This is a genomic window from Lysinibacillus sp. FSL K6-4013, from assembly GCF_038630435.1.
Lineage (GTDB): Bacteria > Bacillota > Bacilli > Bacillales_A > Planococcaceae > Lysinibacillus > Lysinibacillus boronitolerans.
Map to the genome: position 1 here is coordinate 472,320 of NZ_CP152031.1, position 21,865 is coordinate 494,184.

Consider the following 21,865-nt stretch of genomic DNA (forward strand, 5'->3'; position numbering starts at 1 on the left):
GTTGAATATACTGATGTCCCAACTTCTATAAGAGGAGTTGGAGTGAAAAATTCTTATATATTGTATCATAATCATCTTGGAAGTAGCACTAAGTAGAAGCGATATTATGACGATCATAAGCAAAATCTAAGAGTAATGCTTGGAGTGTTTCATTATTACCAGCAAGATTGAGCTGTCGCTGTTTTCTCACTGCTCGTTCACTGCGGGCTTCGTGTAAAAGAAATTCCATGACAGCATTTTGTATTTGTGATTGCTTCATTTTACGACCAAGTCCTAGATGAATAAAGCCGTTGTGCTCGCGAGGGAAGGCGTGTAAAAGCTCAGCTTCAGTTTGCGCAAGTGTAATGCATGGTACACCATAAGAGGCAATTTTATAAGGTGTATAGTTAGCATTACAAATAATGACATCTGCTTTAGGTAGTAGTTTGAGGAGTGCATTTTTATCTCGAAGAATGGCAGTATTGCGACGACTAAGTACCATCATTTGCAAGTCATCCGTTGCATGGCGATAGCTGTCGTCAATCATAACTGTAATTTGTAGTGGTATTTGTAGTTGAGTTAGGTGTCGAAGTGTTCGATATGTTAAATTATGCTCGTCCCCATCCTCAAAAGCGACAACGATATGAGGCGGATTTTCAGGTGTTTTACTATCAGGTATATTATCGAAATGTTGATAGGCATCTGGAAGAGCAAAAACAAAGCTTCCACCAATATAATGCGATGGTAAATAATCTTTCACTTCTTGATAGAGTGCTAGTAGTACACAATCACAGGCTTGGCCACCTTCACCAAAATCGTCAAAATGAATAATTGTTTTGCAGAAAGGTCGTAATTCTTCTACTTGCCAACTTTCAGAATTTCGCCCATCTCTAACAATTAAATCAGGTTGAAGTCCTTTGATTTGCTTAGGTAATTCGTTAAAGTGATCAAATAGAATAGGAGAAACTCCTTCATTCATTAAAATTTGGATTCCGTCATTTGAAGGAGTCTTTACAAAGATAAAAACCTTCTCATTCGAAAGTAGTTTAGCTAATGTTGAAACCCGTTCAAAAGGATACAGCCCTTTATCAATACAGCTTTCAATAATGAAAACAATCGTTTTTTTTGGTTCAATTGCGTGTGTTTCGTTTTGCAAATGTATCCCATCCTTTCCTCTGTCTCTTTAAATTATGGCGAAGAAAGAGCAAGTATGTGTAAAATTTAGGATTTGATCATGAATGTCTCTAAAGGAATCCTCTAAAATAGCTATCTTTAATCTGTTTTAATCATTAAAGAAATGGTCGATATAGATAGTAAGGCCATTGGTAGGAATGATACATAACAACTGGAAGGTCTTTATCTTGATTTAGAAAAATCCCTCTGCACAAAGAGAGACGATAGCATGTTTTTGCTTAATTCCAATGTGTCAGGATAAAGCCTACGTAAGGTATTGCGGATTTGGAAGACGAGCTTGTAGTGCGGATTCGGAAAAATCTGGATGCTGTTAGCGTGAGGCGTCATTGATACACTATCAATATGTAGAAGGATGGGAGAAAAAATGAGTATGCGTGCAGCGATTGTTGTAGGGGCGACTGGTTTAACCGGCTCCGCTCTAGTTGAACAATTATGTGAAAATGATGAGTATATTTCAGTAACAGTTATTGCACGAAGAGGGCTAACTTTTACGCATCCGAAGTTAGAAGTGAAAATTCGTGATTTTGATAGAATAGAAGAAAACGATATAGGATTTGCTCACGAGTTGTATTGTTGCTTAGGTACAACCATTAAAAAGGCAGGCTCTCGTGAAATGTTTGAAAAGGTAGATTTTGAATACCCATTAGCAATTGCCTCTTTAGCAAAAAAACGGGGAATCCCTCATTTTCTTGTGATTACGGCAATGGGAGCTAATGAGAATTCTCCATTTTACTATAATCGAGTTAAAGGCAAACTTGAGCATGATTTACAGGAACTAGGCTTACAAAGACTTTCCATTATTCGTCCCTCACTCTTAGTAGGGAACCGAGGAGAATTTCGATTAGGAGAAAAGGCAGGAGAAAAATTATTAAAGCTTGCACAGCCTTTATTAATTGGACCTTTAAAGCGTTCTAGAGCAATCGAAGCTACACAAGTGGCAAAGGCTATGATTATCATTGCCCTATATGGTAAACAACAGCCAGTCACTATTTATCCATCAGATGAGTTAGCAACATTAGAGTATCCAGAAGTATCAGAAGAGGACATTTCAAGAGAGATATTATTTAATTGGGATAAGCTGAATGAAGGCGAGAAAGTAAATCGTGAGGTTGTTATTAATCGAGATAAATATAAGCTGGAGGAAACGGTCATTGATAAGGAAGTCCATTTCCGACATCATGATCAGGATAATTAATTTAGGGAATAATTTTGGCGTTCCGTCTAAAGGCTGAATTTATATCTAAAGTCATGACAATCCTTTCCGAGCCACTTTTCATTTGTTACAATATTATTGTAGAAGATGAATGTGGAGGCATAGTAATGATGAAAATTTTACTCGTAGATGGCACGATGTTTGGTCGTAAAACTGGTGCTATTTTAGAGCAAGTGGAGCAATATATTAAAGAATTAGATGCTAGTTTCGAGTTAGAAATGATGCATTTTAGTCAATATAAGCATCAAATTGTGGATGGTTCTCCATTAAATGATGATATGAAAAAAATGATTCAACAATTTGAGGAGGCAGACGCTTACATTATTGCAACGCCTATTTTCCAAGCGTCTATTCCAGGTGTTTTGAAAAATGCCTTTGACTTCTTACACCCTAAAACAATGCGCTATAAGCCTGTATCCATTGTTGCAAATGGAGGCACATACCAGCATCATCTTGTAGTCGAAAATCAATTAAAGCCTATTTTAGACTACTTCCGAGCGCTTGTTACACCAAATTATGTGTATACACATACATCACATTTTGATGCAAACAATAATATTGTAGATGCAGACGTTCATAGCCGTTTACGTGAATTAGCACGGGTATTTGTTCAATACTGTGAAATGAGCAAGAACTTGCCCAAAGAAACAATTGACCAACATTAAGATAGCCCTTGTACGGTGGTAAGAAATCACTGTGCAGGGGATTTTTCTTTGTAAGTATTGTTTTAGGATGTGATAAAATAAAACTTTAGTGACACAGGAAGGAGGGCTGCTCATGCAGGACATCGCTTTACTAGAAAAACAACGCTGTAATCTTATTTTGACCAATAAGGCGAAGGAAGCGGTAGAGGAATGCTCAGCAAACGAGCATGCCTTTTTTGCGTTACAAAGATCCTTTACTGTCTATATTGAAAAACGAAAAGCAAAAACAGTTGGTGAAACCTTTTTATCCATCTATTTTAATGCAGAGGACAACGAAAAATTATCCGATCTTCTTGCTAAGAAAACGGTCATTATGGATTGTGTGCTAAAGGTGGAAGGTTTGCTGGCAACCAATATACGATTTGTCCATATGCGTGGACCTATTAACACAAACCGTCGCCTAGCAGCCGCATTACAATTTGTGACGAAGCCTAATAATGGAGCAGGTATTCCACTTGAGCTGCACAGCAAAATAAGACAGCTACCGATTGCAGAAGAACGTACAGAGTATGTAAAAAAACGTATAGCCAGCTGGGAAGGCTATCTAAAGATACAAGAACAAGACGCGACAATTGATGATATTCATACAGAATTTAAGCAAAGCTATTTCAATGAAGACTTTACACGCTTAACCATTGTATGCCCCTACATAAAAAGTAAAGAGTGGAAAAAGCTAGAGGGTTTAAGTGTTAGCATTCAAGGAGTTCGTGGCGAAATTGGGCAGGTTTTAAAGGCGAATGCAGGAAAGCAAACGGTTGAAATTGATTTAAAACCTTTCGTACAGGATTTAGCTCGCAGAGATCAGCTGAATCTTCGTACAAAACAAGCGAGCTTCAGTAATTTTGCAACATTAAGCCAAATTCGACGACTACGTAATGGTTTTACAAAGTTAGAAAAGGGTGAGGCAGTAAACCCTAATTTAGAAACAATACTGTTTGAGCGGCGTCCTACAGTTCGCGCATCCAAGCTACGCGAAGATATTGAGTTTCATAATAATTTAAATGAATATCAACGACGAGCCGTTTTAGGTGCATTATCCGTTGAGGATTTGTATGTCATTCAGGGTCCACCTGGTACGGGGAAAACAACTGTCATTTCAGAGATTTGTCAGCAAAATGTTAAAGCAGGCTTAAAAACACTTGTTGCCTCACAGTCTAATTTAGCTGTAGATAATGCATTAGGACGCTTACTGTCCAATCAAGAAATTCGAATTTTACGCTATGGTAGAACGGAGAGTATTGAGGAAGAGGGTAAAAAATTTATAGAGGAAAATGTTGCACTGCAGTGGCGTGAGCAGACACTTGCTGCGATTGAAGAAGCAATTACAATATTTCCAGACCGTCAGAAAGAGCTAGAAGCAAATCTTGTAAAAGCAAAGGATGAGCAAGAGAAATTAGAGCAATGGCTAGAGCAATTAACACAGGAAATTGCTGCAAAAGAGCAGGCAGCTATTGAAGAACCCATTCTACAGCAGGAGATTCAAGCATTAAAAAAAGAATTGAAGGCTGCTAAAACAGAGCAACAAACATGTGAAGCTCAAAAAGAGCATTATATAAAACAGCTCGCACAAATTGAGCCAATTGTACAGCAGCTTGAACAGACACTTGCTGATTACCCTTCAGTTGAGCAATTACAAAGTACGATTCAGGAAACTGCTGAAAAAGTAAAACATCTAGAGGCTGCTGCTCAATATAAAGAACTACAAGAGCAAAAGCACCAGTTAACACAGCAATTTGAAGAGATACAGCAGAAATATGAAATCGAAAGCAATCGTCTCGTTATCATGAAGGAAGCGCAAAAATATATATATACCTTAACCTCATTTGAGCTTATCCAGCGTTTTTTACAACATTATCAAATTCGTCCTTCTCATGTACTTTCGCAGCAAATTGATCGCTTGCAGCATTTAGAAGATGCTAAGGATTTAGAGGCATGGTCAACAATTAATGCTCGTTTACAAAAAGCAATTGTGAAGCTTGAGGCTTTGGTTACGCATGAAGTCAAGGAGCGTGCCCTTGCTAAAAGTAGACTACAACCAGTACAATCGTTTTCTTTGCAAAACCTTACTGGTGTATTCGCACAGTTAAACACGGCTTTTCAAGATGGTCAAGCACCAGCAAGTGATGTTATTGAAAGTTATTTGCTCGGGCTATATATGCGTCGTGATTTTGTTTGGCAAAAGGGAATAGCACTAAAGCAACAGCAAGACCATAAAGATCAGGAATACGAAACTTTTCGTAAAAACCTAGTAACTTTAATTCATCAGGAGTGTGCAATAACTAGCTTTGATGTGCAAAGTTACCAGCGGCAGCTCCAACCATTTATACAACATACTGAACGGTTACAACAACTGGCAAACGCCTTTCAGATTACTGAAGAACCAGAAGAATCTGTAGAATATTTAAAAATTCTTGCCTCACAAGCTAGAGAGTCTCTTCAACAAGCAAAGCAGCAGCTTGAGGCAGTGGAACAGGCTAAAGTACAACTTGTTCCTAAACAAGCCTCTTTACAGACTATCCAAACAAACTTGCAGGAAGTAGAGCAGCAGCTAACGCAGATGGAAGAACAGATAAAAGGCATTAATATAGCTGGATTGAAGAAAGAAAAGCAATTAGCTTCCTATACAAAGCTTTTACAATCTACGCCAGAACGAACGGCAGAAGAGGTGAAGGAAGCTATACAAACTGCAAACCAAGCAATTAAAGCATTACAACGTCAGGAAAAACAGCTACCACTTCGTAAAAAACTACAAGAACAATGGCGTGAAAAACTACAAAACGCAACAGAGTATGATTTAGATGAAATTCGAAAATTATATGTGCGTCATGCGAACGTTATTGGAACAACATGCGTAGCCTCTGCTAGTAAGGAGTTTATGGAAAATTATCCAACCTTTGATGTGGTTATTATTGATGAAGTTTCAAAGGCAACACCCCCAGAATTACTTTTACCAATGCTGAAGGGGAAGAAAGTTATATTAGTAGGTGATCATCATCAGCTACCACCATTGCTTGGAGATGATACACTAGAGGAAACATTAAAGGCAATGCTTGAAGAAGATCCAAACTTTGAGGGTGCACAGGAATTAAAAAATCTGTTGCGTGAATCTCTATTTGAGCGCTTATTTAATAATTTGCCACCAACACATAAGCAAATGCTAGCACTGCAATACCGCATGCATGAGAAGATTATGCAAAGTATCACACCATTTTATGCGAAAGAGGAAAATGGCTTGCAATGTGGCTTACCAGATTCGGATGCAGCAAGAGATCATGGCTTAGAGGGGCAATTTATAAAACGTGATGACCATTTACTATGGATTGATATTCCAACAGAAAAACCTTATTTAGAGGAGCAAGTAAAAGGTGGAACGAGTCGTTATAATGAAGGTGAATTACTAACAATTAGACGTATTTTGCTGGATCTCAATGAAGCGGTGAAGGCGGCAAAAGAAGCAGGGCGTATGCCACAGGATGCTCAAAAAAGCGTTGGTGTCATCAGTTTCTACGGTGAGCAGGTAAAGAAAATTAATCGCCTTCTTCAGCAGGAATTACAGCTACCACACCTGCAATTTAGAACAGGGACTGTTGATAAATTCCAAGGAATGGAAATGGATGTCGTTTTAGTGAGTATGGTTCGTAATACACCTAAAGGCGGGGATATTGGTTTTGCCAGAGATTATCGTCGTTTAAATGTCGCGCTATCTCGTGCTCGTGAGTTACTACTGCTTGTTGGAAGTGCAGAAATGTTTGCAAAACGTGCAAAACATCAAGATACAAGAGAGATGTATGCAAATTTATTAAAGACAGTAAAATCCTACGATGGCTTGCGTAATCATGAAGGATTGGTGATATAGATTGTCAAAATTACAGCAACGGCTTATGCGTGAGCTTCAGCAGAATCGTAATATTAAGATTGTCAAAACGGCTGAATGGTGTATTCCCATTCGGACAGTTGATGTGACCTATAAGCCAGTTCGCCGTTCAACAATGGATGTCTTAATGACAATGCTTCTGCTTAGTATTCAAGAGGCCGATTTTGGAAACACACAGGAATTGAGTGAGCTATTGCTTGTAGATCCATTATTTATCGAGGACTTGATTTCTTTAATGATTCGAGTAAATCTTGTGAGGAATGAAGATGATTTCTATAGACTAACTGAGAAAGGGCAGCAACAGCTAGAACGAGGTATTTTTGAAGAAGAACTAGAAGAAGAAACCTCCACGCTTTACTTTAGTCCTTGCCATCAATCATTTCTCACAGTCGATACGAATAATGATGAATATGATGAATTGCCAGAGCTCTATCGTTATATTGACAAAGAAGCAGAGCAACAGGAACAGTTTGAGGAGTCCATGGTGATCGCAGCTTTACAGGAAGTGGATGAAGAGGAGGAAGGGAACTCTCAGAAAGTCATCGCAAATATTGTTCAAACAGAAGCTCAACAAATTAATGATAGCCCGTGTTTAGAGTTTGTTCTTTATGATAAGGAGCAGGATATAGTATTTGTACGAGTGTGGAATACATTACTCAATCAATGGGATCACCATTTAGAGCAACAGCTTACAGACAAAGAACAATTATCATGGCGCGAGCAATATTTATCTTGATTCAGCAGGATATCAATTGCTAGAAAAAAACGAACGTGAGACGCGTTCGTTTTTTTTGATTTACATGATTAATTTACAAAGTTAGGTGATAATCGGAAAATTTTTTCGATAAAATACTACATTAGCATATAGTAAAACCTTGTTAAGGAGGGGACAGATGTTATCAATTAGTTTATGTATGATTGTGAGAAATGCACAATGTACGATTGAAAGATGCTTAGATTCGGTTCAGCACCTAGTGGATGAGATCAACATCATTGATACAGGCTCAACTGATCGAACAAAGGAGATTGTCCAAAATTTTACCTCTCGAATTTACGATTTTTCCTGGTGTGATCATTTTGCTAAAGCACGAAATTTTTCCTTTCAGCAAGCAACAAAAGACTATATTTTATGGCTCGATGCTGATGATGTTATGACAAAGGAAAATCAGTACAAGTTCAGCCAACTAAAGCAATCCTTATTTCCCTCTATTGATGCTGTAACAATGGATTATTATTTGACGCTTGACTGTGACGGAGAAGTGGAGTGTAGTGAACGAAAATATCGTCTAGTAAAAAGGGCGAATCATTTTCAATGGGAAGGTGCTGTCCATGAGAATTTAAGGGTGTCTGGGCAGCTCTACCATAGTGATATCGCTGTTACACATTTACCGTTAACAAAAGATATCCATCGTAATATACGTATTTATGAGGGATTAATAAAGGATGGACATTCTCTTTCAGCAATTGAGACATTTCATTATGGGAATGAATTAAAATTACATCAACGTTACCTAGAAGCTATTAATCAATACAATCTATTTTTGGATAGTAACTTAGGCACAACAGATGATTGCATTGAAGCTTGCTTACATGTAGGGGAATGCTATCGACGTTTACATGATGATCAACAAGCACAGCAAGCTATTTTGCAATCTTTCTTATATGATCGACCAAAGCCAGAAGCATGTTGCCGAATGGGCCAATTTTTTATGGAGCAACTAAAACATAAAGAGGCTATTTACTGGTACTCTCAAGCCTTGCAACAAGCTCCTGTCGATACAATGACTGTCCAAAAACGGGCATATTCAACATGGATTCCTCATCTACAATTAAGCCTTTTATACAGGGAGTTACGGTTATTTGAAAATGCCTATCAGCATAATTTAGAGGCGCAAAAATGGAAACCGCATCATCAGGAAATAATTAATAATAGAAAATATTTACTTAGTCAATTAAGGATATAAATCTTTTTTATGGGAAAGGCACATCAATAAACAAGACATAAATAGCTTGGCCAATTAACACAGAGACACCTACCACAACCGTCATAAAAATCACATTGCGTGGCCTAAAATTTTTTGCTTCCATTCAAAACCTCCTTTGATATAGAATATTCAGTCAATTCAAGATATGTTTTGAAGGGATGAGTATGCATAATAAAAGAGCAAATTCACATATAGAGTGAATTTGCCCTTTTAATTAATCGAACTTTAATCCCTTCAATGCTTCAGCAAGTGCATTGTTCACAGGCTCCTCGTTGTTTTGCTGCTTTAAGTACTTTTGTACGGAGCGCTTGTCGACCTTGCCTCCGCCTTCTTTTTTACGTCTTGCTTCAAAGGCGGATAATTTTTCACGATAGCCACATTTACAAACGAAAATTTGACCATCACCTTCTCCGCGAAGCTCTAATTTTTTATGACATTGTGGACAACGTGCATTTGTGGTACGTGAGACATTTTTCCGATGACCACATTCGCGATCTTGGCAGACAAGCATTTTTCCTTTCTTGCCATTCACTTCAAGCATTGGTTTACCGCAATCAGGACATGATTTGGTAGAGATATTATCATGCTTATACTTTTTGTCACTACCCTTAATCTCTGTAACAATTTCCTTTGTGTAATTTTTCATCTCGCTAATAAATACATCTTTTTTTAGCTTGCCCTTTGCAATAAGTTCAAGCTTTTGCTCCCAATCTGCTGTCAGGGCAGGGGATTTTAATTCCTCTGGCACTAGGTCGAGTAGTTGACGACCTTTAGAGGTAATATAAATATCTTTGCCACCACGCTTTTCTATTAAGAAGGAATTGAAAAGCTTTTCAATAATATCTGCACGTGTAGCGACTGTGCCAAGACCGCCTGTAGATTTTAATGTATCGGCTAATTTTTTATCATTCGTTGCCATATATTTTGTTGGGTTTTCCATGGCTGATAAAAGAGTAGCTTCATTAAATCGAGCAGGTGGCTTTGTTTGACCAGAAGTTTGGGCAATAAGCTTTACTTTTAATATATCGCCCTTATCAATGCGTGGTAGTATTTGTTCCTTTACGTCATCTGTTGTGTCCTCATCATCAAAGCGATGCTCATAAACTTCCTTCCAGCCAGATGATAAAATCGTTTTTCCACGAGCAATAAAGCTTTCATCGCCAATTTTTGCACGCAGTGTTAGTTGTTCATATTCAAAAGCAGGCAGTAGAACAGCTAGGAAACGCCTTACAACAAGATCATAAATTTTACGTTCCTTATCTGTGAAAGCTGAATAATTTACATAGCCCTCTGTTGGAATAATCGCATGATGATCTGATACTTTACTATCATCGACAAAGGCCTTTGTTGGCTTGATTGGTTTAGTAAGCAGTTTATTGGCGATGGAGCGATATTCACCAATACCACAGGCCTTTAAGCGTTCTGGTAGTGTAGCAACGATATCCTGTGAAATAAAGCGAGAATCCGTACGTGGATAAGTTAACACTTTATGTTGCTCATAGAGTTTTTGCATGATATTCAATGTTTCTTTCGCTGAGTAGCCGAAGATTTTATTGGCATCTCGCTGCAATTCAGTTAAATCATAAAGACCAGGTGCAAATGATTTTTTAGGTTTCTTTTCAATGTCCGCAACGATGGCATTGCTATTTCCAATTTTTTTGACCAGCGTATCGATTTTATCTTTATCGAAGCTACGACTATTTCCATTTTGGTCTTGCCATGTGAGCTTCAAGTTGTCAGTTGTTTGCGCTTCAATACCATAATAAGTTTGTGCCTTAAAGTTTTTAATTTCATCTTCACGTGCAGCAATTATTGCTACTGTTGGTGTTTGTACACGTCCGCAATTCAACTGTGCGTTAAAGCGGGTAGTTAAAGCACGAGTAGCATTAAGCCCGATATACCAATCTGCCTCTGAGCGAGCTACAGCAGAGGCATAGAGATTATCATATGCATTGCCTGGCTTTAGATTAGCAAACCCATCTTTTATTGCCTTATCGGTAACAGAGGAAATCCATAAGCGTTTCAAAGGCTTTTTAATTTTCACTTTATCAAGTATCCAGCGTGCTACTAATTCACCTTCACGTCCAGCATCTGTAGCAATGATGATTTCATTAACATCATTACGTGTAAGCTGACTTTTGACCGCATTAAATTGCTTTCCAGTTTGCTTTATAACCGTTAATTTTAAGCGTTCAGGTAACATGGGGAGATCTTCAAGATTCCATGTTTTATATTTCACATCATAGCTTTCTGGGTCAGCCAGTGTTACAAGATGTCCAAGCGCCCAAGTCACAATATATTTATCTCCTTCAAGGAAGCCATTTCCTTTTTTATTACACTTCAGCACACGTGCAATATCACGTGCTACAGAAGGTTTTTCAGCAATTACTACGCTCTTTGCCATTGTTAACACCCTTTCATAGTTCCATGGTTTTAAATATAGCATAGGTTGAGTGGGTTCGCAGTTTAACTGAAGCGAAATTTATTAAATGTCGGAGGATAGATTTAGGCAGGTAACAGTAAGGAAACATAAATTTCAGAAAAAATATTGAATTCTGAAAATTATTATGTTAGTCTAGTGTACATGAAAATGAAGTAACGACTTCATAGTATAGATAAAAAAAGGATGAGCTTCTTTTATGAGAGATCAAACAATTCAGCAAATGATTCAAGAGAAATATCAAGAGTTGTCTAAAAGTCAACAAAAGGTAGCTACATTCATATTAAAAAATTTACAGACAGTAGGAATCCACTCTGCTTCATATGTAGGGGAAAAGGCCGGAGTAAGTGAAACGACAGTTATCCGTTTTTGTTACGCATTAGGCTTATCTGGTTATGCACAATTGCAACGTCAGGTAACCATGCATTTATTTAATGAAGGGAATGCAAGTAGTTTGCAGAATTATTTGCAATCGAAGCAAGCTCTTTTTGAAAATCCACGTTTTTATGTAAAGACGATGGAAAAGGATGCATCTCGCATTTTAAATATGGCTAAAAACATTAACGAGGAAGATTTTAATCGAGCTTCAGTATTGCTCCATGAGAAGAAAAAAATATATATTGCAGGGAATGGCTCTTCCCATTTAGCTGCACAGTGGCTTCATTTTACATTAAATCTTTTGCGACCGAATGTTGTTTTATTAAATTTTGAAACAAGTGAGGTCATACGTGCTATTCAAGAGATTGATGAAAATAGTGTAGTAATTATTTTATCATTCCACCGTTACTTTAAAGAGCCGATCCAATTTGCAGCCGAATTACAAGAAAAAAAATGTGAGATTATTGGCATAACCGATTCTCAGATTGCACCTATAACTCAATATGCAACTATCACCTTTGTGAATGAACAACAACAAGAAGTTTCAACAATTGATGCTATGCCAGCACTCATAGCATTTTTAAATACACTAATAGCAGGAATGACTGCTCAAGATCATGACTATTATGAAAATCAGCGCGTAAAATATGACGATTTTCAAAATAGCTTTTTAGCAAACCGATGGAGTTGACTAATATGAATCAAATTTTACAAGAGTTACAGCCACTTCTTACAGATATTTTTAAACATTTACATGAACATCCAGAAGTTAGTTGGCAAGAGCACAATACAACTCAATATATAGCAAATTTATTAAGAGAGGCCCAAATGGAGCCACACCTTTTTGAAGATATGACAGGACTTTATGTTGATATAGGGGAGGGAACACCTAGAGTAGGGTTCCGCACTGATATAGATGCACTTTGGCAGGAGGTTAATGGTGTCTTTCAAGCTAACCATTCTTGTGGACATGATGGTCATATGACGATGGCTATTGGAACTGCATTGCTGTTAAAGGACATGGAGCATTTACTGTCAGGTGCTGTACGCATACTATTTCAGCCTGCTGAGGAAAAGGCCCAAGGAGCACGCGCATTTGTCGAAAAAGGTATTATAGATGATTTAGATTATTTATTTGGTGTCCATGTTCGACCATTAAAGGAATTACAGGATGGTTCGTATGCACCAGCATTATACCATGGAGCAGCAAAGCTTTTTACAGGGACCATTATTGGGGAAGAGGCACATGGCGCACGACCAGAACTCGGCATTAATGTAATTGAGGTTGGAGCAGCTATAGTCGAAGGTCTTCAAAAAATTTGGACGGATCCAACTATCTCTGCCTCTGTCAAAATGACACAGTTTAATGCGGGAGGCACCTCTACAAATATTATTCCTGGTAAAGCAACCTTTAGCATTGATGCAAGGGCCCAAACAAATGAAGTGATGCAGGTAATCACAGAGGGGGTGGAGCGTGTAAAAGCCTCTGTTGAAGCGATGTATGGTGCCAAGATTACCTTACAGGTAGATGCTCATATAGTGGCAGCATTGGTGAATGATGAAGCCTTACAACATATGAAGGCAGCTATTATTGATGTAGTTGGGGAAAAGGCTTGCGCTCCATCAGTTGTTACACCAGGAGGGGAGGATTTTCATTTTTATACCTATGAACGTCCGAAGCTTAAAGCTACAATGCTTGGATTAGGCTGTGGGGTTACTCCTGGCTTACATCATCCGCAAATGACCTTTAATCAAGACCGGCTGTTAGTAGGAGTAAATATTATTACAAGGGCTATTTTGAGAGCATTATAAAGATATAGAAAGAAGAGATAGCTATGATAGAGATAAGAGAAATCAAAACAATAGAACAACTTGAGCAGGTTCAGCAATTAGAGTTGAATGTATGGGGAATGTCTGCTATTCCTCTCCATCAAACGCTGACAGCAGTGAAAAATGGGGGCATCGTTGTAGGTGCCTATCAAGAAGATAAATTAGTCGGATTTAGTTATGGTTTTGCGGGTTTTCGAGAAGGAAAAAGCTATCTATGCTCTCATATGCTAGGGATTGATGAAAAATATCGATCACTAGGCATAGGAGAAAAGTTAAAGTACGAACAGCGAGCTATTGCTATTGAACGTGGCTATGACTTAATGGTATGGACATTTGACCCTCTTGAAACCCGAAATGCTTATCTTAATTTATCTAAATTAAAGGGTATTTGCTATACCTATATAGAAAATTGCTACGGTGAAATGCAGGATGGTTTCAATAAAGGGCTACCCTCTGATCGATTTGAGGTGAGCTGGCATTTAACTTCAGATTATGTGGTGAACGACATTACAATAGAAGTAGCGGATGCAAAACCAGTGGCAAGCTGTGAACTTACAAAGCAGGGCTTATTATGCTTAAAAATGACTGAAAATTTTGAATTTGTAGAAGAGTTGTATACGCTACCTGTTCCTAAGGACTTTCAAGCCTTAAAAGCACAAAATCCTAGCTTAGCATTGGATTGGCGTTTCAAAACAAGAACTATACTAAAGCAACTATTTTCAGCAGGGTATGCAGCAATTTCACTGCAACAACGAGAATGCTATAACGAATATGTTTTAGTGAAAAAAGCAGCTTTAAATTTGGAAGGGGCATTTTAATATGAAAATTACAGAAATCACAATACGACAATTGAAGATGAAATTAAAAGCACCGTTTACAACAAGCTTTGGCACGTTTGATGAGAGGAACTTTTTAGTCCTCGAGGCAAAAGATGAGACAGGCTTAATCGGTTGGGGAGAATCAGTTGCCTTTCATTCACCTTGGTACAATGAAGAAACACTTCAAACAAACTGGCATATGCTTGAAGACTTCCTCATTCCTCTTGTTTTAAATAAAGAGATTCATCACCCAGCTGAAGTGAGTCAATTATTTGAGCCGATTCGCAAAAATAATATGGCGAAATCGACAATAGAAGGAGCTATTTGGGATATATATGCACAGCAAACTGGTCAATCCCTAGCAACAGCACTTGGTGGTAAAAAGGATAAAATTGAAGTAGGTATTAGTATCGGCATACAAAATTCAATCGAGGAGTTAGTTACATTAGTTGACGGCTATGTAAAGGAAGGCTATAAGCGCATGAAAATCAAAATAAAACCGGGCTGGGATATAGAGGTTATGCGTACATTAAGGGAAACATTTCCTGATGTAGCCTTTATGGCTGATGCCAATTCAGCCTATCGTCTAGAGGATACTGAAACATTGAAACAACTTGATGCATTTAACTTAACAATGATTGAGCAACCATTGGCTTCAGATGACATTATCGACCATGCTTCATTACAAAAATTAATGGAAACACCAATTTGTTTGGACGAAAGTATCCATTCGTTAGAAGATGCACGAAAGGCTATAGAACTAGGGAGCACCAAAATTATAAACATAAAAATTGGTCGTGTTGGTGGCCTAACAGAGGCAAAAAAAATACATGATTATTGTGAGACACATAACATCCCAGTATGGTGTGGCGGCATGTTGGAATCTGGTATTGGTCGTGCGCACAATGTAGCCTTAACAACGTTGTCAAATTTTATATTACCGGGAGATACTGCTGGCTCTAATCGATATTGGGAAAAGGATATTATCGAACCAGAAGTAGTTGTAAAAGATGGTTATATTGAAGTACCACAACAAGTAGGAATTGGTTATGAAATAAATAGGGAAACGGTTAATTCCTTCACAGTCGCACAGAAAACATATCAATAAATAGACTTAAATTTCTTATATTAGAATAGTAGGTGGGCTATGAAAAAAAGTTGGCAGATAGGTGGAGCATTTGTAGGCTTAATTGTTGGAGCAGGGTTTGCATCGGGTCAGGAAATAATGCAGTACTTTACTAGCTTTGGCTTGTACAGTATGGTAGGTGCCATTGTTGCTACCCTTGCCTTCGCATTTTTAGGAATGAGTTTAGCTCAATTAGGAACAGATTTACAAACAACATCACATAAAGAGGTGATCTATCATATAGGAGGGCGATATGTTGGCATTATTTTAGATATCGTTATCACGTTTTTCTTATTTGGCGTTGCTGTTGTCATGTTTGCTGGATCAGGCTCAACATTTCATCAGATGTTTGGCATCAATCCAGTAGTTGGTAGTATTTTTATGGTTGTTATAACTATACTAACCTTACTATTAAATGTTAATAATATTATTAATTTAATAGCATTGGTTACCCCTTATTTAATGGGTATCATTTTTATTATTTTGATTTATTCTATCTTTACGATGGATATATCTATTGCAGAGCAAAATACTTTAGCGAAAGCACAATCATCTGCAGCATCTAATTGGTTAATGGGAGCGTTACTTTATGTTTCCTATAATATCGCTGCTGGTGCAGCAATGTTAATTGTAATGGGTGGAACAGTAAAGGACCGCAAAGTTGCTGGCAGAGGTGGACTACTTGGCGGTTTAATGCTTGGTATCTTAATTGTATTAATCAATATAGCCATGTTTGCTAAAATAAATGTTATTGATGGAGTAGCAATGCCAACATTAGAATTAGCAAAACAAATTCACCCTATAGTAGGTGTCTTAATGTCTATTGCTTTATTAGGCATGATGTACAATACTGCGGTGGGGATGTTCTATTCATTTACAGTTCGATTTATTGCGCCAGACCATCAATATTTTAAAGTAGCTATTGTAGTTATAGGATTAATAGGTTTTGCTGCAAGCCTAGTAGGATTTACTACATTAGTTGGTAAAGTCTATTCAACAATGGGCTACTTAGGTTTCGCCTTAATTGTTGCTGTTATTATTTCGTGGCTACGTAAACTACCAAAAACTTTATAAAGTAAAAATTTCCCTTTTGTGAACGTAAGGGAAATTTTTTTGTTTTTTGTGATGAAAGCAAGATATATATCATACAGTTAATTTGTGTTTGCGAAATCTGTCCATGCTGTTTTAAGTAAAAATTATGCTCGAAACTATAGAAAAAAGCTATTCGGTGCTAGACACCAAATTTTGAAAATGCTATATTTATGTTGTCATAGTATTTTTATAATTAGGAAAAAAAAGAATACTTTATGGGTTTAATGGTTTTTCCTGATTATAAGGAGTGATGAAGTATAGAGCTAGATGAAGGATGATAGGGCCTATGGTAAAGAAAACGTTAAAACAAAGAATTGTAGACGCTTCAGTTGAATTATTTCAACAAGATGGTTATCACAATGTAACCGTGGATCGTATTGTGGAATATATTGGGGCATCAAAGGGTGGATTTTATCATAATTTTAAATCAAAAGATGAACTGTTGTATGAAATTCATGATGTCTTTATTTCATATGTCATTCAACAATCGCAAGCTGCATATGACAAATTCGATACACCTATCACACGTTTGTGTGCCATGCTGCAAACACTGACACAAGTATTTGATATGTATCAAGCACATATTACGATTTTTTATGAAGAAAGTCGTTCACTCTCAGATGAATATAGTGACATCATCCATAAAAAGCGAGATCACTATCGTGATATTTTACAAAGAGTGATAGCAGAGGGTCAGGAAGCAAAGGTTTTTCGTACCGAATTACCTTGTACAATTGTAACAATGGCAATTGTCGGGATGATTAATTGGACGTACAAATGGTTTAAGCAATCAGGACCATTAACGATGGAGCAAATCACAGATGTTTTTACCGATATGGTATTACGGGCAATTGTGACAGAGCAAGCCATGGGAGAAGCGAAGCAATTTATAATAAAGGGGTAGCCAGTAGGAAACACTGGTTTTATTATTTGTTTTTACAAACCGACTAGTCGGTATTTCACTGTAAGCAATTGTTCTTGAGCTACATCTACTATGGCAAATTCAACAATAGGGGGATTAGGGATGAATTTTGAATTAACAAAAGAGCAAGAAATGATTCGAGACATGGTGCGTGATTTTGCTGAGAAGGAGATTAAACCGTATGCTCGTGAGGTTGATGAGACATCAACAATGAGAATAGAGAGCTTTAAGAAAATGGCAGAACTAGGCTTATTGGGTATCCCGTTTCCTGAGGAATATGGTGGATCAGGTGGTGATACGGTGTCCTACGCTTTAGCTGTAGAGGAAATTGGTCGAGCATGTGGGGGCACAGGGTTAAGCTATGCAGCTGCTGTTAGCTTAGGAGCCTCACCAATTTACAACTTCGGTACAGAAGAACAAAAGCAAGAGTGGCTAGTTCCATTAGCTAAGGGTGAGACATTAGGATCATTCGGTTTAACAGAGCCAAATGCAGGTTCAGATGCTGGTGGCACACGTACTACAGCTGTTATTGATGGTGATGACTACATCATTAACGGAGAGAAATGCTGGATTACCAATGCAGGATATGCTCGACAAATTATTGTAACTGCGGTAACGGGTAAACGTGAAGATGGTAAAAAAATTATTTCTTCTATTATTGTGCCAACAAACACACCAGGTGTAACAATCAACTGTAACTATGACAAAATGGGTGTACGTGGCTCCAATACATGTGAGATTGTGTTAGAAAATGTTCGTGTCCCAAGAACAAATCTATTAGGGGATGAAAAACGTGGCTTTAGCCAGTTTTTAAATACACTTGATGGTGGTCGAATTTCCATCGCTGCTCTTTCTGTTGGAATTGCCCAGGCTGCTTATGAAAAGGCACTAAAATTCGCGAAGGAACGTGAGCAATTTGGTGCACCTATTTCGAAGCTACAGGCGATCCAATTTAAATTAGCTGATATGGCGATGGAAATAGAGCTTGCTCGTACGCTAGTACATAAAGCAGCATGGTTAAAAGATCAAAAGAAGCCATTTGGCAAAGAAGCTGCGATGGCTAAACTATTTGCCTCTGAAATGGGCTTCCGTACATGTAATCAGGCAATCCAAATTCATGGCGGTTCTGGATATATGAAAGAATACGATGTAGAACGTCATTTACGTGACATTAAATTAATGGAAATCGGTGAAGGAACATCTGAAATTCAACGTCTCGTTATTTCTCGTCTAATTGGCTGTTAATCATCATCAGTTAAGTTAAATAGCATAAATAAGGGGGATCTTCATGGCAGAACTTGTGTATCAAACAATTGGTCAATTGCTAGATGAACAATCAAAAAAGTACCCGCAGAATGAAGCATTGGTCTATGCTGATAGAAATTTACGTATGACTTATGAGCAGCTAAACCGTCAAGCACGTTACGTAGCGAGAGGTTTAATGGCGCTTGGAATTGAAAAGGGAGACCATATCGCAGTATGGACGACGAATGTTCCTGAGTGGGTACAGCTTCAATTTGGTACAGGGAAGATGGGTGCTCCAATTGTAACGGTAAATACGAATTACCGTGCGAGTGAGTTGGAGTATTTATTGAAGCAATCTGATGCTAAAACGATTTTTCTAATTGAAAATTATCGGGACCATTCTTTTATCAATACACTGCAAGAGTTATGTCCAGAGCTTGAACATTGTGAACCAGGTAATTTGCAATCAAAGCGACTACCTTTATTAAAAAATGTTATTTTAATCGGTGAAAATAAATACCCTGGTGTACTTAATTGGTCAGACGTTTTAACTGCTGCCGAGCAAGTAACCGAGGAACAGTTAGATCAGAGAGAGCAATCTCTCCATTATGATGATGTCATTAATATTCAATATACATCTGGTACGACAGGCTTTCCTAAGGGAGTCATGCTAACGCATTTTAACTTAGTCAACAATGCTGTTAACATTGCAGAATGTATGCGTTTAACGGCGGAGGATCGTCTATGTATCCCAGTTCCATTCTTCCATTGCTTTGGTTGTGTCATAGGAACATTAGCTATTACAACGAGTGGTGGAACGATGGTACCAGTACAGGAATTCTCACCTGAAGAGGTACTAAGAACCGTTCAACAAGAGAAATGTACTGCATTACATGGCGTGCCAACAATGTTCATTAGTGAACTGAATTTATCGAATTTTGCATCTTTCGATCTTTCAACTTTACGTACAGGGGTCATGGCAGGATCAAACTGTCCAATTGAAGTTATGAAAGCGGTCATTGAGAAGATGGGCATGAAAGATATAACAATATGCTACGGTCAAACAGAATCATCACCTGTTATTACGCAGACAAGAACGGATGACCCGTTAGTGTTAAAGGTGGAGACAGTTGGCCGCGCTCTACCTAACCTAGAAGTAAAGATTGTTGTTCCTGGAACTACCGAGGAAGCTCCGACAAATGAACAGGGAGAGCTATGTACGAGGGGCTATCATGTGATGAAGGGCTATTATAAAAACCAGGAGGAAACAGATCTGGCGATTGACGAGGATGGTTGGTTGCATACAGGTGATTTAGCAACAATGGATGAAGCCGGTTATGTCCGTGTAACAGGTCGCTTGAAGGATATGATTATCCGTGGGGGTGAAAACCTATACCCTCGTGAAATTGAGGAGTTCCTTTATACACATCCGAAAATTTCAGATGTTCAGGTTGCAGGTGTTCCTGACCCTGTTTATGGGGAGGAAGCGGCGGCTTGGATTGTTTTAAAAGAAGGAGAGCAGGCAACAGCGGAAGAAATCCGAGATTATTGTCGGGATAAAATTTCAAGACATAAAATTCCACGACATATTTTCTTTATTGATAACTATCCAATGACTGCATCTGGAAAAGTTCAAAAATATAAATTACGAGAAGATTTCGTTATGACCGTAAAGTAAGGAGGGGCAGTGGATATGTTCAACAAGGTATTAATTGCAAATCGTGGGGAAATTGCTAGACGTGTGATCAGAACATGCAAGCGCCTAAATATTCATACGGTTGCTATCTATTCAGAGGCAGATGCTGAAAGCTTACATGTGAAAGATGCAGATGAGGCTTTCTGTGTAGGGAAGCCACCTGTTGCACAAAGCTATTTAAACATCGACCGCATTCTAGAAATTGCACTAGAAAGTGGCGCAGAGGCTGTTCATCCTGGCTATGGTTTACTATCAGAGAATGCAAATTTTGCAAAACGGTGTACAGAGGCAGGTTTAGTGTTTATCGGTCCAAGTGCTGATGTGATCGCTTCAATGGGCAGTAAATTAGAGGCTCGTAAGACAATGAAAGCTGCTGGTGTACCGATTGTAGAGGGTGTAGAAGCGCCTGTGAAGGATGTAGAAGAAGCCACTGACATAGCGGAGCGTTTAGGCTATCCGATTATGTTAAAGGCATCGGCAGGCGGTGGCGGTATCGGTATGCAGCTAGTTGAAAATGCTGAGGAACTAGCCAAAGCTTTTGAGGGCAATCAAAAGCGTGCACAATCATTCTTTGGTGATGGCACGATGTATATGGAGCGCTTCATTGCTAACCCTCACCATGTTGAAGTGCAAATTATTGCTGATCATCAAGGCAATGTCGTTCCATTATTTGAACGAGAATGCTCTATTCAACGAAGAAATCAAAAAGTAGTAGAAGAAGCACCATCACCGTTTATCTCACAAGAGACAAGAGAAAAAATGCTAGAAGCGTCAGTTAAGGCGGCGAAGCATATTGGTTATGTCAATGCTGGAACAATCGAATACTTGGTTGATGAAAATCAAAACTTTTATTTCTTAGAAATGAATACAAGACTACAGGTAGAGCATCCCGTAACAGAGGAAATTACGAAGCTTGATTTGGTTGAAGAGCAATTGAAAATTGCGGCAAAACAACCTCTTGCATTTACAAGAGAAAGTCTTACTAAAGAAGGGCATGCGATTGAAGTGCGCATATATGCTGAAAATCCTTCGACATTTTTCCCGTCTCCAGGTACCATTACGACCCTTGAATTACCGACAGGTGAAGGCGTTCGACATGAATGTGGTGTTGAATCAGGTTCAGTGGTAACACCATTCTATGATCCAATGATTAGTAAATTGGTGGTGTGGGGGGAAACAAGAGAAATTGCCTGTGAAAGATTAGCACAAGCGCTAAAGGCGTACAAAGTGGAGGGGATTCAAACGAATATCCCAATGCTGTTAAAAACCGTCACACATGAGCAATTTTTAAAAGGCTATACGACGACAAAATTTGTTGAGCAATATTATTTACCGCAATTAGCAGAAACAAAATAACAATTTTCATGTA

At 38.2% G+C, this 21,865-nt stretch carries 16 protein-coding genes; 14 read left to right on the forward strand and 2 right to left on the reverse strand.

Annotated features, from left to right (window positions below; translation table 11 throughout):
- Positions 1-88: 88 nt before the first annotated feature.
- Complete coding sequence (locus tag MHB39_RS02310; protein ID WP_016992350.1) at positions 89-1,135, reverse strand: hypothetical protein; 1,047 nt, start codon at positions 1,133-1,135, stop codon at positions 89-91.
- A 402-nt stretch (positions 1,136-1,537) separates the two neighbouring features.
- Here MHB39_RS02310 and MHB39_RS02315 point away from each other — a divergent pair, with 402 nt between their 5' ends.
- From MHB39_RS02315 to MHB39_RS02335, 5 genes are all read left to right on the forward strand, one after another.
- Positions 1,538-2,368, forward strand: a complete 831-nt coding sequence (locus MHB39_RS02315; protein WP_258859150.1) for an oxidoreductase — start codon at positions 1,538-1,540, stop codon at positions 2,366-2,368.
- A 128-nt stretch (positions 2,369-2,496) separates the two neighbouring features.
- Positions 2,497-3,051: an NADPH-dependent FMN reductase gene (locus MHB39_RS02320; RefSeq protein ID WP_026023374.1), complete on the forward strand. Its 555-nt coding sequence runs from the start codon at positions 2,497-2,499 to the stop codon at positions 3,049-3,051.
- Positions 3,052-3,163: 112 nt separating this feature from the next.
- On the forward strand, positions 3,164-6,946 hold the full coding sequence (locus MHB39_RS02325) for an AAA domain-containing protein (RefSeq protein ID WP_342545743.1): 3,783 nt from the start codon (positions 3,164-3,166) through the stop codon (positions 6,944-6,946).
- Position 6,947: 1 nt separating this feature from the next.
- Positions 6,948-7,700 (forward strand): hypothetical protein, encoded by a 753-nt coding sequence (locus tag MHB39_RS02330; RefSeq protein WP_036078124.1) that lies wholly within the window; start codon positions 6,948-6,950, stop codon positions 7,698-7,700.
- A 157-nt stretch (positions 7,701-7,857) separates the two neighbouring features.
- A complete protein-coding gene (locus MHB39_RS02335; RefSeq protein ID WP_342545744.1) occupies positions 7,858-8,928 on the forward strand; it encodes a glycosyltransferase family 2 protein in 1,071 nt (356 codons plus the stop codon).
- 235 nt (positions 8,929-9,163) lie between these two features.
- Here the strand turns inward: MHB39_RS02335 and MHB39_RS02340 are convergent, their stop codons facing one another.
- Complete coding sequence (locus MHB39_RS02340; RefSeq protein WP_342545745.1) at positions 9,164-11,353, reverse strand: DNA topoisomerase III; 2,190 nt, start codon at positions 11,351-11,353, stop codon at positions 9,164-9,166.
- Between the two features lie 235 nt (positions 11,354-11,588).
- Here MHB39_RS02340 and MHB39_RS02345 point away from each other — a divergent pair, with 235 nt between their 5' ends.
- From MHB39_RS02345 to MHB39_RS02385, 9 genes are all read left to right on the forward strand, one after another.
- The gene (locus MHB39_RS02345; RefSeq protein WP_004225544.1) at positions 11,589-12,458 is read left to right on the forward strand and encodes a MurR/RpiR family transcriptional regulator; all 870 of its coding nucleotides are present in this window, start codon (positions 11,589-11,591) and stop codon (positions 12,456-12,458) included.
- Positions 12,459-12,463: 5 nt separating this feature from the next.
- Positions 12,464-13,579 carry a M20 peptidase aminoacylase family protein gene (locus tag MHB39_RS02350; RefSeq protein WP_342545746.1) on the forward strand — a complete coding sequence of 372 codons (1,116 nt, stop codon included), beginning with the start codon at positions 12,464-12,466 and terminating at the stop codon, positions 13,577-13,579.
- 23 nt (positions 13,580-13,602) lie between these two features.
- A complete protein-coding gene (locus MHB39_RS02355) occupies positions 13,603-14,415 on the forward strand; it encodes a GNAT family N-acetyltransferase (RefSeq protein ID WP_048393343.1) in 813 nt (270 codons plus the stop codon).
- Between the two features lies 1 nt (position 14,416).
- Positions 14,417-15,523, forward strand: a complete 1,107-nt coding sequence (menC, locus tag MHB39_RS02360; protein ID WP_326141429.1) for an o-succinylbenzoate synthase — start codon at positions 14,417-14,419, stop codon at positions 15,521-15,523.
- Between the two features lie 39 nt (positions 15,524-15,562).
- On the forward strand, positions 15,563-16,615 hold the full coding sequence (locus tag MHB39_RS02365; RefSeq protein WP_004225538.1) for a membrane protein: 1,053 nt from the start codon (positions 15,563-15,565) through the stop codon (positions 16,613-16,615).
- Positions 16,616-16,919: 304 nt separating this feature from the next.
- Complete coding sequence (locus MHB39_RS02370) at positions 16,920-17,537, forward strand: TetR/AcrR family transcriptional regulator (protein WP_036078131.1); 618 nt, start codon at positions 16,920-16,922, stop codon at positions 17,535-17,537.
- Between the two features lie 120 nt (positions 17,538-17,657).
- Complete coding sequence (locus tag MHB39_RS02375; protein WP_036078132.1) at positions 17,658-18,800, forward strand: acyl-CoA dehydrogenase; 1,143 nt, start codon at positions 17,658-17,660, stop codon at positions 18,798-18,800.
- A gap of 43 nt (positions 18,801-18,843) precedes the next feature.
- The gene (locus MHB39_RS02380) at positions 18,844-20,478 is read left to right on the forward strand and encodes an AMP-binding protein (RefSeq protein WP_342545747.1); all 1,635 of its coding nucleotides are present in this window, start codon (positions 18,844-18,846) and stop codon (positions 20,476-20,478) included.
- A 15-nt stretch (positions 20,479-20,493) separates the two neighbouring features.
- Complete coding sequence (locus MHB39_RS02385) at positions 20,494-21,852, forward strand: acetyl-CoA carboxylase biotin carboxylase subunit (RefSeq protein ID WP_016992213.1); 1,359 nt, start codon at positions 20,494-20,496, stop codon at positions 21,850-21,852.
- The last annotated feature ends 13 nt before the right edge of the window (positions 21,853-21,865 follow it).

Bases quoted from the DNA above. Each gene is read 5' to 3' on its own strand.
- MHB39_RS02315 (WP_258859150.1), top strand. From the start codon at position 1,538: ATGAGTATGCGTGCAGCGATTGTTGTAGGGGCGACTGGTTTAACCGGC.
- MHB39_RS02320 (WP_026023374.1), top strand. From the start codon at position 2,497: ATGAAAATTTTACTCGTAGATGGCACGATGTTTGGTCGTAAAACTGGT.
- MHB39_RS02325 (WP_342545743.1), top strand. From the start codon at position 3,164: ATGCAGGACATCGCTTTACTAGAAAAACAACGCTGTAATCTTATTTTG.
- MHB39_RS02335 (WP_342545744.1), top strand. From the start codon at position 7,858: ATGTTATCAATTAGTTTATGTATGATTGTGAGAAATGCACAATGTACG.
- MHB39_RS02340 (WP_342545745.1), bottom strand. From the start codon at position 11,353: ATGGCAAAGAGCGTAGTAATTGCTGAAAAACCTTCTGTAGCACGTGAT.
- MHB39_RS02345 (WP_004225544.1), top strand. From the start codon at position 11,589: ATGAGAGATCAAACAATTCAGCAAATGATTCAAGAGAAATATCAAGAG.
- MHB39_RS02350 (WP_342545746.1), top strand. From the start codon at position 12,464: ATGAATCAAATTTTACAAGAGTTACAGCCACTTCTTACAGATATTTTT.
- MHB39_RS02355 (WP_048393343.1), top strand. From the start codon at position 13,603: ATGATAGAGATAAGAGAAATCAAAACAATAGAACAACTTGAGCAGGTT.
- menC (WP_326141429.1), top strand. From the start codon at position 14,417: ATGAAAATTACAGAAATCACAATACGACAATTGAAGATGAAATTAAAA.
- MHB39_RS02365 (WP_004225538.1), top strand. From the start codon at position 15,563: ATGAAAAAAAGTTGGCAGATAGGTGGAGCATTTGTAGGCTTAATTGTT.
- MHB39_RS02370 (WP_036078131.1), top strand. From the start codon at position 16,920: ATGGTAAAGAAAACGTTAAAACAAAGAATTGTAGACGCTTCAGTTGAA.
- MHB39_RS02375 (WP_036078132.1), top strand. From the start codon at position 17,658: ATGAATTTTGAATTAACAAAAGAGCAAGAAATGATTCGAGACATGGTG.
- MHB39_RS02380 (WP_342545747.1), top strand. From the start codon at position 18,844: ATGGCAGAACTTGTGTATCAAACAATTGGTCAATTGCTAGATGAACAA.
- MHB39_RS02385 (WP_016992213.1), top strand. From the start codon at position 20,494: ATGTTCAACAAGGTATTAATTGCAAATCGTGGGGAAATTGCTAGACGT.